Below are 15,713 nucleotides of genomic sequence, written 5' to 3' on the forward strand. Positions count from 1 at the left end.
AGACTGCGATGACTGCGCGGTCAGGCCGGTCCTCGGGAGGTCGTCGACCGGTTTGACCGCGCGGCCGCGGGCGGCACTCCTCCGTACGGGTTCTGTCCGGTCCCGGGGCGCCGGTGTCCGAGTGTCAGCGCCCGGACCGTTGTGACGATCAGCCCATAGTGCGCGTATGACGCGTACTCGTACGGCGCTGCTGTGCGCCGCCGCTCTCCTCGCCTCGACCCTCCAGACGGCGGTCGCGGCCGCCGGCCCCGACCACCGCGACCCGGCCTGCGCCGCCACCCGCAGCCCCGACGCCCAGGCGCGCAAGGTCCTCGGCATCGTCCGCCGGGCCAAGAAGGAGCTGGACCTCAAGGCCGCCCTCGTCAAGGTCACGGTGGGCGGCCGCGAGCTCGTGACGGGAGCCGTCGGCGAGTCCATGACGGACGTCCCCGCGACCCCCGCCATGCACTTCCGGACCGGCTCGGTCGGCATCGCCTTCATGGGCACCGTGCTGCTCCAGCTCGTCGAGGAGCGCAAGGTCGACCTCGACGCCCCGGTCTCGCGCTGGCTGCCCGACCTGCCGCACGGCGACGAGATCACCCTGCGCATGCTCGGCGACTCCACCTCGGGCCTGCACGACTACGTCACGGACCCGGTCTTCCTGAAGAAGCTGTACGCGGACCCGTGGCAGCACTGGACCCCGAAGGAGCTCGTCGGAATCTCCCTCAGCCACCCCCTCTGGTACAAGCCGGGGACGAACTGGAGCTACTCGCACGCCAACTTCGTCCTGCTCGGCCGTGTCCTGGAGAAGATCTCCGGGACACCGCTCGCGCACCTCCTGCGGCAGCGCGTCCTGCGCCCCCTCGATCTGCGCAACACCCGCAGCAACGACACCGCGGAGATCCCGCAGCCGGTGCTGCACGCCTACGACGAGGAACGCGGCACCTACGAGGAGTCCACGTACTTCAATCCCTCCTGGACCACCGCCCCGGGGGCCGTCATCACCCAGGACATCTGCGACCTGGCCCGTTCCGGCCAGGGCATCGGCTCGGGTGAACTGCTCTCGAAGAGCTCCTTCCGCACCCAGCTGAACCCGGGAACGGTCGGTCTCGGCCACGCCACCGCCACCTGTCCCGCGTCCGTGTGCCTGCCCATGACGCAGAACTTCCACTTCGGCGTGGGCGTCCTCGTCAAGAACGGCTGGGTGCTGCAGAACCCGTCCTTCTTCGGCTACGCGGCCGTGATGGCGTACGAGCCGCACAAGAAGCTGTCCATCGCCGTGTCCACGACGGTGGGCCCGAACGCGCCCGGCGGCAACACCTCGCAGGTGATCACCGAGCGGATCGCCAAGCTGCTGGACCCGCAGCACCCCCTCGTCGGCTGACCGCGGCCGCTCGGTCGGCGCCCGGCGCGCACCCCGTCCAGGGCGATGGCCAGGACGCGGTCGCGCCGGGCGTCGTGCGTGAAAGAGGTCGCCGTGACCCCGGCGACCAGGCGCAGCGGATCGCCGAAGTCCATGTCGTGACTCCGGCAACTCCTCTGCAGGCAGCCACAGTTCGAGGATCGTGCGGCCGCCCGCCTACCGCTGCTCGTACCGTGCGACGACCTCGGTGAGGTACCCGCGCAGCATCGCTTTGGCCTCGTCGAGGAGGTCGTCGTCGCCCTGCGGGGTGCGGCGGAAAGCCTCCTGGGCGAGTGCGTCGGCGGCGAGGATCGCGGCATGGCAGGCCCTCGCGAGCCGCTCGTCGTCGCGGGCCACGCCCAGGGCGAGCAGCACCCGCCGGACGCCGTCGGCCATCCGTCGCTTGTGCTCGCGGTCCGCGGCCCGGGTCCGCTCGGTCAGTCCGCTGCCGAACCACAGGGCTCGAAAGCCGTGTTCGGCACGGTAGACGCCGGCACAGGTGTCGACGAGGACGCCCACCGGATCGTCCCACCGCTCGTCGGCCGCGGCCCGGGTCAGGTCGTCCATGACGCCTTCGAGGCGGGCGAAGTATCCCGAGGCCAGGGCGTCGATGATCGCGCCCCGGTCGGGGAGGTACTGGTACAGGGACCCGACCGACACCTTCGCCTCGGCCGCGACCCGTGTCGTGGTGAGCGCCTCCACGCCCTCGTCGACCAGGATGCGCTCGGCCGCCCGGAGCAGCAGGGCCAGCCGCGCCTTGCTGCGGGCCTGCCGGGGGGTGCGGCGCAGGGGGGCGCCGCCGTCGGGACCCGTGGTCGGCTGGACCAAGGGACTGCCTCCAAACCTGAACGTGACTTTGTTTCATGTTTACGCTACCTTCGCGCCCATGACCGCCTCAAGCTCGACGCTGAGTCAGGAGCGGGCCGCCGTGGCGGACGCCTGCCGGCGTCTGGGGGCCGAAGGCCTCCTCATCGGCACGGCCGGGAACGTGAGCGTACGCGTCGACGACCGGGTCGCGATCACCGCGACCGGAGCGGTCCTCGCACGGCTCACCCCGGACCAGGTGACCGTCGTCGACCTCGACGGGAACGTCGTCTCCGGAGGTCTGCGGCCGACCTCGGAGCTGGAACTGCACCTCGGCGTCTACCGTCGCTACGGCGTCGGCGCGGTCGTCCACACCCATGCCCCGATGGCCACCGCCGTCTCCTGCGTGCTCGACGAACTCCCCTGCATCCACTACCAGTTGCTGGCGCTCGGCGGCACGGTGCGCGTCGCGCCGTACGCCACCTTCGGCACCCCCGAGCTGGCCGGGTCGGTGCTCGCCGCGCTCGACGGCCGCAGCGCCGCCCTGATGGCCAACCACGGCGCGGTCACCCACGGCGCGACCCTCGACGGCGCCGTCGAGAACGCGCTGCTCCTCGAATGGGCCTGTGGCGTCTACCGCGACGCGGCCGCCATGGGCCGGCCGCGCGTCCTCGACGAACAGCAGCGACTCGCCGTCATCGAGGCCGCCGTGGCCCGCGGGTACGGCGTCACCCACCCCGTTCCGCCCGCACCGCCCGCACCACTCGCACAGCAGCAGGAGCCGACGAAGGGGGAGAGCCGATGAAGGTCTTCACGATGGGCGTGCACGTGCTGGACGTACTGGTGCGGCCGGTGCAGGAGATACCCGAGGGCCAGGGGGCGACGCTGGTCGAGGACATCCGGATGACCGCCGCCGGGACCGCCGGCGGCACGGCCCTCACCCTCGCCAAGCTGGGCGCCCGGGTGCGCAGCGCGGGCGCCGTCGGATCGGACCCGACCGGGGACATGCTGGTGCGGTTGCTCGAACAGGCGGGCGTCGAAACCGAGTTCCTCGTGCGCCGCACCGACACCGCCACCTCCGCGAGCGTCCTGCCGATCCGGCCCAACGGCGACCGGCCCTCGCTGCACCTGCTCGGCGCCAACATCACCTACGGCCTCGACGACGTCCCCTGGGACGCCCTCGCCGAGGCCACCCATCTGCACCTCGGCGGACCGGAGTTGATCGGCGTCGACGTCGCCGCCCGCATCCTGTCCTTCGCCAAGGAGCACGGGGTGGTCACCTCCGTGGACCTGCTCGCCCCCGGCGTCCTCGGCGGCTTCGAGCAGATCGAGGCGGCCCTGCCCCACATCGACCATCTGCTGCCCAACGAGGACCAGGTCCTCGGCTTCACCGGCGAGAGCGACCTGCTGACGGCGGCGCGCAAGCTCCTCGCCGCGGGTGCGGGCGTCGTCGCCGTCACCCGCGGCGGGGACGGGGCGCTCGTGGTCACCGCGGACGGCGCGGAACCGGTGCCCGCCTTCGTCGTGGACGTCGTCGACACCACCGGTTGCGGCGACGCCTTCTCGGCGGGCTATCTGCGGGGCGTGAGCCTCGGCCGGACGCCGGGCGACGCCGCGGTCCTCGGCAGCGCCGCCGCCGCGCTCGTCGCGCAGGGGCTCGGCAGCGACCACGGCGACTTCGACCTCGCGGCCGCCGACGAGTTCGCGGCGGCCCACAGGCCCCGCCAGTGAGCCGACGTCCCCTGTCGAGGGGCGGCCCGCCGCAGACTCGCGACAGACCGTCGACGCCCTGAGGCGGGCCGCCTTCGGCCTGGTGCGGGGCGCCGTCGGCCTGGTGCGGGGCACCTTCGGCCTGGGGTGGGCCGCCTTCGGCCTGGGCGGGTGGTCGGCGGCCTGGGGTTGGGCGCCTCCTTCGGCCGGGCGACGCACCGGCCCTCCGCTCGCCCCGGCGCGCACGCGCGGAGCGTGGTCTGCCCCTCGTCTGCCCGTACTCACCTGGTGGACGCCCCCTTGACGGGCGCGGGGCGCGGATCGACACTCGATCCGGGAATCCTAGTGAACGGGTAGGGAAGCGCATGGGGCGACTGGAGCCGGTCATCGGCCGAGCGAGCCGCACGGCGTGCTCGTCGCCCCTTCTCACCTCGCGCCGTCACATCGACCTGCAGCGCGTCTGCAGCGCGATCGGGTCCCAGGACTGAGCCGGGCCTCCTCCCCGCGCCCAGCCGTGACCGCGCTGTACCGCGGGCACGGGCGATCCCGGCGCGCGTGACCAGGTCCGCCCCTTCGACGTCGCATCCGCCGCGCGCACAGGTTTCCTCAGCGCGCCCCGCCCAGGGGAGAGTCATGTCCGTCACACCCGTGGCCGCCGCCCATCCGTCCGCCCGTCCCGCTCCCGCCTTCCGGGGCCGGATCGGCCGGGACGCGCGCAGCGGCCACTACGCCGTGCCGCGCCGCTACCGCCTGCACCTGGCGGCGGCCGACCCCGACTGTCTGCGCATCGCCGTCACCCACAGCCTGCTCGGCCTGGACGCGGTCTGCCCGGTCACCTTCCTGCCGGCCGTCCCCGACTGCCCCGACGGCGGTCACTCCGCACTGCGCCCTCTGTACGACGCCAGCGCGCACCGCTACACCGGCCCCGCCCTCGCCCCGGTGCTCAGCGACGACTGGTCGGGGCGCATCGTCAGCAGCCACGGGCCCGACATCGCCCGCGACCTCGCCCGGAGGTTCGGCGGCGGCCGGCCCGCGCTGTACCCGTGCGGCGCGGAGTCGCAGATCGAGGCCGTCGAGCGGATGTGCGCGCAGGGCATCGAGGCGGCCGCCCAGCGGGCCGGAGCGGCCGACGTCGAGGAGGCCGGGCGCGCAGCAGCCCTCGACACGCTGCTCGCCACGCTCGGCGTGCTGGAGCGAGGGCTGGGCGCCCACCTCAACCTGATCAGCGATCAGATCACGGCGGCAGACGTCGAGTTGTGGGTCGCGCTGGTCCAACTCGACACCGTCCACCGCTATCACCTCGACGCGGACGCCGTGCACCGCATCGCCGACCACCCCGCCCTGTGGGCCTACGCCCGCCGGCTGGCCGCCCACCCCGCCTTCGGCGCACACCTCGACCTGGACGCCATCGCCCGCCGTCACCACGCCCGTTGTCAGGGCCTGGAGGCCGCCGGCGCGGCTGTCCAGATCCTGGACTGGGCCGCCCACTCGGCGGACGGTGCATAGGGCCTGCCGTTTGGATCACCCCGCAGACGCGGGGACCGGCACGCACGTCTGCGGCGTTGTCGCCGGTTGCCGACGCTCCGCGTCGACGCCCTCCTCCGCCGTGCAGCTGCACGCGCCAGCCCCCGCTCACCGGCATCGACAGGCCCCGCCGATGCCCTGCGACCTGATCCGAAAGACAGACCCTGGCCCCGACCGCAGACCGACCGGCCCTGAGACGCCCCGGCCCGACCGGACCGGTTCGCCCCGGCCGGCGTGCACCGGCGGGTTCGGCAGGAAACCGGTGCGGCCGGGGCCGTCGCCGCGGGGTCTGAAGGACACTGTCCCCCGAAGGCGACGGCCCCGGCGCTTCCCCCGGCGCCGGACCGTGGTCTGCACCCGGCCGTACGGCTCACCAGCACATGACCGCCGTCTCGCCCGAACCCCAGCCGCAGTACTGGCGTACGCGGACGAAGTAGCGGCGGCCGCGGACGAGCCGGGCCCTGATCGTCGCGTTGTGCGGGGCGCCCCCGTCGTCCTGGCCGGCGACGAAGCGGGGTGCGCCGTCCCGCTCCTCGAACACCACGGCCACCGAGTCGCTCTCGCCGAAGACGCCGAAGGCGTACTCCCGTGTCTCACGCGGTTCGACGGTGAAGTCGGCCTGTTCGCCCGGCCCGAGCGTCAGCCGCGCCGAACGGAACGGCACCAGGGCGGGCGGCCGCGACGCCTGTGGGGGCGGGTACCAGCCGAGCGCGAACTCCTTGTCCAGCGGCGACAGCGTCCCGGGCGGATGCACACCCCCGCGGAACTGCTCCGGTTCGAGGATCAGCCCCGCCGCGAACGGATACTGCATCACGGACTGCGCGTCCCACACCGGGCCGTTGGCCTCGGCCGGATCCAGCTTGCGCAGGACGTTGAAGCGGATCCGGTCCCGGCTCCAGTGGTGGGGCGGGCCCGACAGTTCGGCGTACACCGCCTCGTCGTCGAAGTGGAGGCCCGCGAAGGGACTCTGGTGCTCGTGCTGCATGCCGAGGGCGTGCCCGATCTCGTGCAGGGCGATCGCGCGTTCCCCGGGCGCGGTCAGGTCCCAGCCGAGATTCATGGTGCGCTGGTTGAGACCGGCCGACAGCGCGTCGCGGCCCACCGCCGACCAGGAGCCGTCGCCCGCCTGGAAACCGATGCGCAGCTCCGCCTCGCAGCGGTCGGCGACCTCGGCGAACGTCACCCCGATCCCCAGGTCCCGCCACTCGCGAAAGCAGTCCCGCACGACCTCCCGCTGCTCCTCGCCGCCGACCCACGACACCCACCGGGTCCCCCCGGACCCCGGCAGCGCGATGACCGACCCGTCGTCCTCGCGGTCGAAGAAGCAGTAGTGCAGCACCGTGCCGTTGACCCACATCCGCCGCCCGCCCCTCAGCGCGCCCAGCCGTTCGACGGCCAGCCCCGGGGCGAACGCGGGGGCCGACTGCTGAGCGAGCGAGCAGTAGCGGGCGGTCATGGGTGTCAGGCTGCCGTGCGGACCCGGCCGGCCGCCTGAGTCGGGGGCTACTCAAGTCGCCCTGTATCAGGCGTGAGTACCCCGGCTCCCATAGACGTGACGAGCATCGAACCCCGGGCCGGGACCCTGCGACCGCCGTGGCCGTTCACGGGCCGCGACGAGGAGCTGGAGCTCGTCCGCCACTGCCTGGCGGCGGGCCGGCCCGGCATCGTGGTCACCGGACCGGCGGGCTGCGGTCGCAGCCGGCTGGCCCTGGAGGCGGTGGGCGGCGCCGAATGCGCCCGGGTGGCCGGCGCGCCCGGCCCCGCCGGAGTGCGCGACCTGCCCTTCGCCGCCTTCGCCCACCTGCTCCCCGAAGACGTCACCCTGCACCGCGCCGTCCGGCTCCTCTCCGCCGTGCGGCTCCTGGTGGTCGACGACGCCCACCTGCTGGACGACGCCTCCGCCGCCCTGCTCCACCAGCTGGCCGTGCAGGGGCGCACCCGGCTGCTGGTCCTCGTCACGGACGGAGCGCCCACGCCCGCGGCCGTGTCCCGGCTGTGGACCGGCGAACTGCTGCCCCGCCTCGCCCTGCGACCCCTGCCCCGGGAGGAGACCGCCCAGCTCCTCACGGGCGGCGCGGGCGGCCCCGTCGAGCCCCTCGCCGCCCACCGGCTGCACCGTCTGTGCCGGGGCGACCTGCGCCTGCTGCGGGACCTGCTGGACGCGGTCCGCGAGCGGCGGCTGCCGGGCCGGGACGCGAACGGCGACGCCTGGGAGTGGCGCGGCCCGCTTCCGCTGACGCCCGCCCTGCGGGAACGCGCGGCGGCCGTCCTCGCCCGTCCCTGCCCCGACGAACGCGACACCCTCGAACGCCTCGCCTTCGCCGAACCCCTGCCGCTGCCGACGGACTCCCTCGACCTGCGGATCCTCGAACGCCTGGAGGCGGACGGCCTCCTCGACGTCGTCGACGGCACCGCCGTCCGTCTGGCGCACCCGCTGCACGGTCCCGCTCTGCGGGCCGCGGCCGGCCCGCTGCGCGCGAGGAGGCTCTCCGGCGCCCGGCCGCCCACCGCCCCCGCCCTCGCGGCCGAGGCGGCCGGGCTGGCCCGCCGCATCGACCGGGTCGACGTGCGCGCGACGCCCACGCCCGTGGGGGAGTGGCTCCTCGCGGAGGGGGAGCCGGTTCCGCCGTGGTACGCCGCCGTCCGCGCGCGCTTCTCACGGCTGCGGGGAGAACTGCGCGAGGCGGCGGCCTGGGCTCGGGAGGGCCTGGCCGCCGACCCGCACGACCCTGCCTGCCGTATCGAACGGGCCCTGGCGGCAGCCCAGTCGGGGGAGACGGGCGAACTGATCGATCCGCTCGCCGCCCACCCCGGCACGGCCCCCTGGCCTCCCGCGGCCCGCGGAGACCTCGGCACCGCCCAGAAAGCGCTGCCGCTGCCCGACGCCCCGACCGCGGCCGTTCCCGATGCCGGGCGGGCGGGTCCTCGGACTGTCCCGAAGGCGCTCGGGTCGCCGGACGCCCCGGCCGCCGCCGCTTCCGTTCCCGGGCGGGCGTGCCCGGACACCGTCTCCGAGGCGGTGGCGTCGGCCGGGGCACGGGCCGGCGCCGCTTCCGCGCGTGGGCACGCGAGCGCGGACACCGCCTCGAAGGCCCGGGAGCCGGTTCACCTTCACTTCACCACCCCTTCCCTGCCCTCGCGTCCGGGTCCCGGCACGGCTCCGCCCCGCGCCGTCCGTCCCGCCGCCGAGGGCGGTGGCCCGCATTCCGCCGGTACCTGCGCCCCGGACGACCCCTACACCGTCTACGACGCCGTGCGCCTCGGCGTGCCCGAGCGGGCCGCACGGGTCCTCCCGCCCGGCGGCGTGCTCGCCCGCCACGCCCATGCGCTCGCGCGGGCCGACGGGCCCGCCCTGGACGCGGTCGCCGCCGAGCTGGAGGAGCGCGGGCTGCTCCTCTTCGCGGCCGAGGCGCACGCGCAGGCCGCCCGCGTCCACCGGGACGCGGGCGCGGCACGCACCGCCCGCACCCGGGCCGCCGCCCTCGCCCGACGCTGCCAGGGGGCCCGCACCCCGGCGCTGGCGGGGCTGGTCCTGGGCGAACTCACCGCCCGTCAGCGGCAGATCGTCACCCTCGCCGCGGCAGGCCTCAGCAACCGGCAGATCGCCGAGCGCCTCACGCTGTCCGTGCGCACGGTCGGCAACCACCTCTACGGCGCCTACACCCGTCTCGGAGCCGGCGACCGCGGTTCCCTCCCGTGGCTGGTCGAGCTGCCGGACGGGCAACCGGCCTGAGCGGGCGGTCCGTTCAGGCCGCGCCGAACGCCGTGAACGCCCAGCCCGTGGCCTGGTGGACGGCGTCCCCCGGAAGCGCGGCCCGCGCGTCGCGCAGCGCCTCGGCCAGGGACAGGCCCGCGCTGACGCCCTTGTGCAGGGCCAGCATCAGCGGAACGACCGCGGCGTCGTTGACGGGCGCGCTGCTGGCCACCACGCCCGCCGTGCCCAGCGGCAGCAACGCCGTGACCAGGCCGAGGAGTTCGTCCGCGCCGACCGACGCGAGCCGGGCCGTGTCGCAGCTGGAGAGGATGATCCGGTACGGACTGCGGGCCAGCCGCTCGAAGTCGTGCACGATCAGCGGCCCGTCCGCCATGCGCAGCGACGAGAACATCGGGCTGTCCGCGCGGAACGCGCCGTGCGCGGCGATGTGCGCCAGCGCGGCCCCGTCCAGCTCCCGCAGCACGCGCGGGACACGGGCCTCCTCCTGCTCCAGCACGACGGGCCTGCCGTAGCGGCCGGCCACCTCCGGCACCTCCGCCCCGCCGGTGTCCAGCCCCGGTCCGCGCACCAGGACCTGGCGGCCGCCCGGCGGCGCCTCCGTGTCCCGCGCCCGCAGCCAGCCGCTCGCCGACGGCGACACGCTCAGCACCCGCTCGCGCAGCGACGGCAGCAGCGCCCACGGCACCCGGTGCAGCCGGGCCGGCGGCACCACCACGACGGGGCCGGAGCCCAGATGCGCGGCCGCCTCGCCCAGCAGCAGCTCCTCCAGCCGCCGGCCCGCCGCCTCCACGACCGGCAGCCGGCCCTCCGCGCCGGGATGCGCCAGCCGGCGCAGCCCCGCCTGGACGTGCTCGGCCTCCCTCTCCGCCTCGGCGAGCAGTCCGCCCGCGAACCGGCGCACCCGCCCGCCCCCGCACACCAGCACCTGGACCCGCCCGGCCAGCACCGCCAGTTCGACGAGGCGCCCCTCGCCGAGCCGCTCCAGCAGCCGGCCCGCGTCGAACCGGTCCCCGCCGAACCGTTCGCCGCCCCGGCCCGGGCCCCCGCGGCTGTGGAGGGTCCTGGAGCGGATCTCCCGTTCCAGACGCCGCTGTTCACGCTCCAGGGCGGGCACCGGCCGCCCTTCCATGCGGGCGGCCTCGGCGCGGGCGGCGATCACCCGGAAGGCGGTCAGCCCGCTCAGCAGCGCGGGATCGGTGGGCGGCCGGGTGGGCGGCGTGGACAGCGCCGTGGCCCGCCAGCGTTCGCTCCACGCCAGCAACCGCCGCGGCCCGCCCCGCTCCAGGCTCACCTCCTGTGCCAGCGCGGCGAGTTCGGCTCCCTGGGCGGTGGCCCGGGCGCGCAGCTCGGAGGCGCCCAGCGTCATGCGGTGGGCGTCGAGGACGTCGAGTCCGCGCCGGCAGGCCTCCAGCACGCCACGGTCCGAGCCCGTCGCCCGCGCCCACAGTGCCTGCGCCGCCCAGCCCGTCATCCGGGCCAGCGGCGGACCGCTGCGCCGGCTGCGCGCGGCGATCTGCAGATACCGTTCGGCGTCCGTGCTCCAGTTCAGGCCCAGCGCGATCCGGCCCGCCAGCAGCCAGGCCTCGGGCGCGGCCGGCGCCTGGAAGGCGGCCAGCCGCTCCGCCAGCCGTGCGGCGTCCGCGACCAGCCGGCCGGAGCCGCGGCCGGTGGCGACGCGCGCCTCGATCAGCACGAGCCGCGCGTGCGCCTCCCACCAGGTGCGCCGCTGGCCCGCGAAGAGCCGCTCGGCCACGGCGGCGCGCGCGATCGCCGTACCGGGGTCGCCCGCCAGCCGTGCCGCCTTCGCGGCGGCCAGCATCAGCTCCGCCTTGCGGGTGGACTGCCCGCCGATGCCGTCGAGGACGCCGATGGCCGCGTCCGCCTCGGCCAGCGCCTCGGGAGCCAGACCGGCCGCCATCAGGACCTCACAGCGCCGGATGTCGAGCATGAAGGTGGGCGTGCCGAGCTTGGCGTACCGCTCCTCCGCCTCGTCGAGGAGCCGCAGCGCGGCCGGGACGTCCCCGGAGCGGAACGCGGCCAGGCCCCGGCTCTCCACCGCGTCGGCCTTGTCGTGCTCCTGGCCGGTGGTGTCCCACAGCGCCTCGGCCGCGGTGAAGTCGGCCTCCGCGCGGTCCACCGCCCCGAGCGCGAGATGCACGGTGGCGCGCAGGGTGAGGGCGCGCGCCGTCCAGATGACGTCGTCCACCTGACGCAGTACGGGGATCGCCCGGCGCACGTCCTCCAGCGCCTCGCGGTGGTGGCCGAGCACCCACTGGGAGTAGGCCCGCCGGTAGAGCACCCGCGCGCGGGTGTGGCCGGAGCCGCGCTCGACGCCCCGCTCGAAAGCCTCCAGCCCCTCCCGGGTGCGGCCCGCGTGCACCAGCGCCACCCCCAGCGTGCCGAGGACGTCCGCCTCCCGCTCGGGCGAGTCCGCGCGCGCCGCGAGATCCCGGGCACGGCGCAGATGGTCCAGGGCGAGACGCATGTCGCCCCAGTCCCGGTGCCAGATGCCGATCACCTGGTGGGCGACCGAGGCGTGCAACGGCGTCGGATCGGTGCCCAGCACTCCTTCCGCCCGCGACAACGCGTCGCCCGGGGCGGCGAACACCATCGGCAGCAGTTCGAGAACCGAGTCGTTTCCCGCGGTCACTCCACGGATGGTAGTGCTCCGCTCTGCGGGCGACACCGGTTGGGAGCCGTATCCACCAGTAACAATCGGACGTCGCGTCAACGGTTTCGGTGAGACGAAGGGGCGCGAAGAGGCGGGAGGGGGCGGGAAGGGGCGTGCAGCGCAACCGCGACGCCCTCATCCGCCGTCGCACCACCTGTATCAGACGGCCGTCCAGCGGGTCTTGCTGACGACCACTGGCCGCAGGGGGAGGACACGCCATGGCACCACAGCGATTCCACGAGCAGTTCGACCAGATCCAACGTTCGCTGCCCGACGTCCCGTTGGCGATGGGACCGGACGACTCCGCCGAGTTCATCTACGAGAAGGGCGTCGTCCTCGCCCGCGACGGCGAGGAGGCCCAGGTAGTCGAGGACGCCGTCCGCTCGCACTTCACCGCGACCGAGGGCCTGGTCCCCGACCACGTGCGCCGCGCGGGACCGCACACCAACCGCTCGGGCATCACCCGCATCCGCGTCGGCGACCCGGGGGAGGGCGGCCGGGCCGGCGACCGCGCCGTGGCGGGGGCACTGCGCGCGCTGCGCGAGACGGAGGGGCGCACCGGCCGCCGACTGGTCAGCCGCAACCACGTGGTGTCCATCGCCGTCAACGCCTGCCCCGGCGACGAGCCGGTGCCCGTCGCGCGCGCCGAACAGCCCAACCCCGCCCCGGCGCGGACGGGCGGCGACCCCGGCGACCGCGTCGGCGTGCTCGTCATCGACACCGGCCTGACCCACGACTACCGCTCCTACCCGCTGCTGGCCCGCACCGAGGGCGACGTCCAGGTCAGGGAGACCGACGACGAGGGCGTCCTCCAGCAGTACGTCGGTCACGGCACGTTCATCGCGGGACTCGTCGCGGCCGTCGCGCCGCACACCGACGTCACCGTGCGCGGCACCCTCAACGACGCCGGCGCGATCCTGGAGTCCGAGTTCGGCGACCGGCTCTTCGACGCCGTCGAGGACGGCTGGCCCGACATCATCAGCCTCTCCGCCGGCACCTCCAACGGCCGGCTGGACGGCCTGCTCGGCGTGGCCGCGTTCATGGAGGAACTCCGCGTCCGCGACACCCTGTTGGTCGCCGCCGCCGGCAACAACGCCAGCGCCGCGCCCTTCTGGCCCGCGGCCTACGCCTCGTCGCCCGATCACGCCGACGCCGTGCTGTCGGTGGGCGCGCTGCGCGGGGACGGCGAGTTCGGCGCCTGTTTCAGCAACCACGGCTCCTGGGTGAAGGTGTTCGCGCCCGGCGAGCGGCTCGTCAGCGCCCTCACCGGCTTCGACACCCCCGTTCCCTACGTCTACCAGCACTCCACCTACGAGACCTGCCGCTACGGCTTCACCTACTCCTGCACCTGCCGGTCGCCGCGTCACACCGGGGTGTTGAGCGAGGCGCAGCAGACCCCGCCGGGCAAGCCCGACCAGGTGATGTTCGAGGGGCTGGCGTCCTGGAGCGGGACGTCCTTCGCGACTCCGGTGGCGGCCGGGCTCGTCGCCGCCCACATGACAGAGAACCGGGTGGGCGACCCACGTGCCGCCGCGCGCGAACTGCTCGCCGTCCACGCCGACTTCGCCGAGGTGCGGGGAGCGCATGTGCCGGCCCTGCTTCCGCCCACCTGGCGTCCGGTCCCGGTGGGCCCGTCGTGAGGCCCGCATGAGGTCCGGGACGAGCCCCGCCACGGCGTACGATGACAGGCCGTACACGAGGGGTGGGACCGTGGACCGTAGTGATGTCGGCGCGCTCGTCCGGTCCGCCGTCGACGGTGACACGGCGGCCTGGAAAGCGCTGGTGGACGGGTTGAGCCCGCTGGTGTGGTCGGTGGTGCGCGCACACCGGCTCTCGGACGCCGACGGGCACGAGGTGTACCAGACCGTCTGGTTCCGGTTCGCCCAGCACCTGGGGCGCATCCGCGAACCGCACAAGGCCGGCTCGTGGCTCGCGAGCACCGCGCGCAACGAGTGCCTGAAAGTGATCAAGGGCCTGAAGCGGTTGACGCCGACCGACGATCCCCAGCTGCTCGACCGGGCCAGCGAGGACCGCACGCCGGAGCAGTCGGTGCTGGACTCGGAGGAGGCGGCCGCGCAGAGCGAGCTCGTCCGCTTCCTCTGGCAGGAGTTCGAGGCGCTCGGCGACCGCTGCCGGCAGTTGCTGCGGGTGCTCATCGCCTCGCCGCCGCCCAGCTATCAGGAGGTGTCGGCCGCCCTGGGCATCGCCGTCGGCAGCATCGGACCGATGCGCCAGCGATGTCTGCGCCGGCTGCGCGCCCGACTCGACGCACGGGGAGCACTGTGACCGACATGAACGACATGAACGACATGAACGGGATCAACGGCGCGAACGGCGGGCACGACGGCGGTCAGGACGACGTCTTCGGTGAAGCGCCCTTCGTCGACGAGGAGTTGGATCACGACCGGCTGGAGGAGGAACTCCGCGAGGCCACCGCCATCCTGGACCCGGTACCGGCCGAGCTGCGGCGCATCGCCATCGAGGCCTACGCGTTGCACGACCTCGACGCGCGCATCGCCGAGCTGACGTTCGACTCGCTGGTGGACGCCATCCCGGTGCGGGGCGCGGTGGACGTGCCGCGGATGCTGACCTTCCACTCCGGCGGGCTGACGGTGGACGTCGAGGTGACCGGGGACGGTCTGCTGGGGCAGCTGCTGCCGCCTCAGTCGGCGGCGATCGAGGTGCTGCACGGTCCACGGGCGACCGCCGTGCTCACCGCCGACGACATGGGCCGCTTCTCCAGCACCGCGCCGCCCACCGGCCCGTTCGCCCTGCGGCTGCGCACGGGCGGCGAGGTGGTCGTCACGGAGTGGCTTCGCGCCTGAGCGCGCGGGCTCGCGCTGCTCCGTGAGCCGTGCTCCAGGAGCCGGCGCCCGCCAGCCGCCCGCCCGCCAGCCGCCCGCCAGCCGCCCCTCGCCCGGCCGCACCGCTCGTGCCCGGGCCGACGGTGATCACCGCACTCGCCGGAGCCCCGCGCGGGAACGGCCGCGGCTGCCGGACCGGGCCCGGCCCGACCGTCCCGCCCTGCGGGCCCGACCGACCGCGCGCCCGTTCGCGACCGGGAGGGTCCTTGCACAGGGGCCCGGGGCGGGGAGGCGGTCAGGCGGTGGCCGCCGTCACCAGGGCCGCCAGTGCCGAGGCGAGCCGGGGGAGACCCGGTCCGGCCGGACCGCCCGGCTCGGTCATGTAGGTGTCCCGGCGGATCTCCACCATCAGCGCGCTCACCCTGGAGTCCCTGCCGTAGTACTCCAGGGGGACGTACGTCCCGGCGAACGGGCTGTCGAGCCCGGTCTCCCCGAGCTCCGCGAAGGCCTCGCGCGCGGCGGCGAGGAGCTCCGGCGGGGTGTGGAAGGCGTCGGTGCCCAGGCACACCGGCGGCCGCGGCCCCTCGCCGTGCAGCTCGTAGGGCAGCGGCGCGGCCGGGTAGGAGTGCACGTCGATGACCACGGCCCGGCCGACGGCCGCCAGCCGCTCGGCGACCGCGTCGGTCATGGCCTGCGCGTACGGCCGGAAGTAGCGGGCGACGAGCGGCCCGGGATCGGTGTCGTCCGCCCGCAGCGGCTCGCGGTGCGTGGTCCGCGTGTAGACGGCGCCCATCCCGACGGCCCGCATCTCCTCCCGTTCGTCCGGGAACCGCTCCGGGTCGACGACCAGCCGCGACAGCCGGTTGACGAACGTCCAGGGCGTCAGCGGCGCCGTCCGCGCGGCCTCCTGGGCGATCCGGGCCGTGTGCGAGTCGGTGATGTGGTCGAGCTCCCGCTCCAGCGCCTCGTCGTCCAGGAGGATGCCCGACCGCACCTCGGCCGGTATCTCCCGCGCCGAGTGCGGCACATGAAGGATCACGGGCGAGCGGGCCGCGCCCGGCAGGAACACGAAGGACGGCGCGTCAGCGGCAGGGGTCATCGGGC

13 protein-coding genes and 1 pseudogene are annotated in these 15,713 nt (G+C 74.9%); 9 read left to right on the top strand and 5 right to left on the bottom strand.

Annotated features, from left to right (window positions below; all coding sequences use genetic code 11):
* Positions 1–166 precede the first annotated feature (166 nt).
* A complete protein-coding gene (locus Sri02f_RS29120; RefSeq protein WP_109004298.1) occupies positions 167–1,363 on the top strand; it encodes a serine hydrolase domain-containing protein in 1,197 nt (398 codons plus the stop codon).
* A 17-nt stretch (positions 1,364–1,380) separates the two neighbouring features.
* Here Sri02f_RS29120 and Sri02f_RS43125 read toward each other — a convergent pair.
* Positions 1,381–1,500, bottom strand: a pseudogene (locus tag Sri02f_RS43125) (TetR/AcrR family transcriptional regulator); the annotation flags it as partial.
* A gap of 58 nt (positions 1,501–1,558) precedes the next feature.
* Positions 1,559–2,209 carry a TetR family transcriptional regulator gene (locus tag Sri02f_RS29130; protein ID WP_109004299.1) on the bottom strand — a complete coding sequence of 217 codons (651 nt, stop codon included), beginning with the start codon at positions 2,207–2,209 and terminating at the stop codon, positions 1,559–1,561.
* A 58-nt stretch (positions 2,210–2,267) separates the two neighbouring features.
* Between Sri02f_RS29130 and Sri02f_RS29135 the strand changes: the two genes are divergently transcribed.
* The 4 genes from Sri02f_RS29135 to Sri02f_RS29145 all read left to right on the top strand — a co-directional run bounded on the left by Sri02f_RS29135 (position 2,268) and on the right by Sri02f_RS29145 (position 5,401).
* A complete protein-coding gene (locus Sri02f_RS29135; RefSeq protein ID WP_109004300.1) occupies positions 2,268–2,990 on the top strand; it encodes a class II aldolase/adducin family protein in 723 nt (240 codons plus the stop codon).
* On the top strand, positions 2,987–3,916 hold the full coding sequence (locus tag Sri02f_RS29140; RefSeq protein ID WP_109004301.1) for a carbohydrate kinase family protein: 930 nt from the start codon (positions 2,987–2,989) through the stop codon (positions 3,914–3,916). Before Sri02f_RS29135 ends, Sri02f_RS29140 begins: the two co-directional genes overlap by 4 nt.
* Positions 3,917–4,260: 344 nt before the next feature.
* Positions 4,261–4,383, top strand: coding sequence for a putative leader peptide (locus tag Sri02f_RS44155; protein ID WP_359439334.1), 123 nt, complete (start codon positions 4,261–4,263; stop codon positions 4,381–4,383).
* 145 nt (positions 4,384–4,528) lie between these two features.
* A complete protein-coding gene (locus tag Sri02f_RS29145; protein ID WP_109004302.1) occupies positions 4,529–5,401 on the top strand; it encodes a glutathione S-transferase C-terminal domain-containing protein in 873 nt (290 codons plus the stop codon).
* A 388-nt stretch (positions 5,402–5,789) separates the two neighbouring features.
* On the opposite strand, the gene absR1 is transcribed toward Sri02f_RS29145, so the two are convergent.
* On the bottom strand, positions 5,790–6,875 hold the full coding sequence (absR1, locus tag Sri02f_RS29150; protein WP_109004303.1) for a beta-glucuronidase AbsR1: 1,086 nt from the start codon (positions 6,873–6,875) through the stop codon (positions 5,790–5,792).
* A gap of 96 nt (positions 6,876–6,971) precedes the next feature.
* On the opposite strand from absR1, the gene Sri02f_RS29155 reads away from it, so the two are divergent.
* Positions 6,972–9,152, top strand: a complete 2,181-nt coding sequence (locus tag Sri02f_RS29155; RefSeq protein WP_109004304.1) for a LuxR C-terminal-related transcriptional regulator — start codon at positions 6,972–6,974, stop codon at positions 9,150–9,152.
* Between the two features lie 13 nt (positions 9,153–9,165).
* Here the strand turns inward: Sri02f_RS29155 and Sri02f_RS29160 are convergent, their stop codons facing one another.
* Positions 9,166–11,745: a CHAT domain-containing protein gene (locus tag Sri02f_RS29160; RefSeq protein WP_167467642.1), complete on the bottom strand. Its 2,580-nt coding sequence runs from the start codon at positions 11,743–11,745 to the stop codon at positions 9,166–9,168.
* A 278-nt stretch (positions 11,746–12,023) separates the two neighbouring features.
* Here Sri02f_RS29160 and Sri02f_RS29165 point away from each other — a divergent pair, with 278 nt between their 5' ends.
* Genes Sri02f_RS29165 through Sri02f_RS29175 form a run of 3 tightly spaced genes read left to right on the top strand, consistent with a single transcriptional unit; the run spans position 12,024 to position 14,630 of the window.
* Entirely contained in the window at positions 12,024–13,445 is a 1,422-nt protein-coding gene (locus Sri02f_RS29165) for a S8/S53 family peptidase (protein ID WP_109004306.1), read from the top strand.
* 7 nt (positions 13,446–13,452) lie between these two features.
* A complete protein-coding gene (locus tag Sri02f_RS29170; protein ID WP_174855722.1) occupies positions 13,453–14,091 on the top strand; it encodes an RNA polymerase sigma factor in 639 nt (212 codons plus the stop codon).
* 14 nt (positions 14,092–14,105) lie between these two features.
* Entirely contained in the window at positions 14,106–14,630 is a 525-nt protein-coding gene (locus tag Sri02f_RS29175) for a hypothetical protein (RefSeq protein ID WP_373865137.1), read from the top strand.
* Positions 14,631–14,904: 274 nt separating this feature from the next.
* Here Sri02f_RS29175 and Sri02f_RS29180 read toward each other — a convergent pair whose 3' ends face one another.
* Complete coding sequence (locus Sri02f_RS29180) at positions 14,905–15,708, bottom strand: N-formylglutamate amidohydrolase (RefSeq protein WP_109004308.1); 804 nt, start codon at positions 15,706–15,708, stop codon at positions 14,905–14,907.
* Between the last annotated feature and the right edge of the window lie 5 nt (positions 15,709–15,713).

The sequence above is a fragment of the Streptomyces rishiriensis genome (genome assembly GCF_003112535.1).
GTDB classification, from domain to species: domain Bacteria; phylum Actinomycetota; class Actinomycetes; order Streptomycetales; family Streptomycetaceae; genus Streptomyces; species Streptomyces rishiriensis.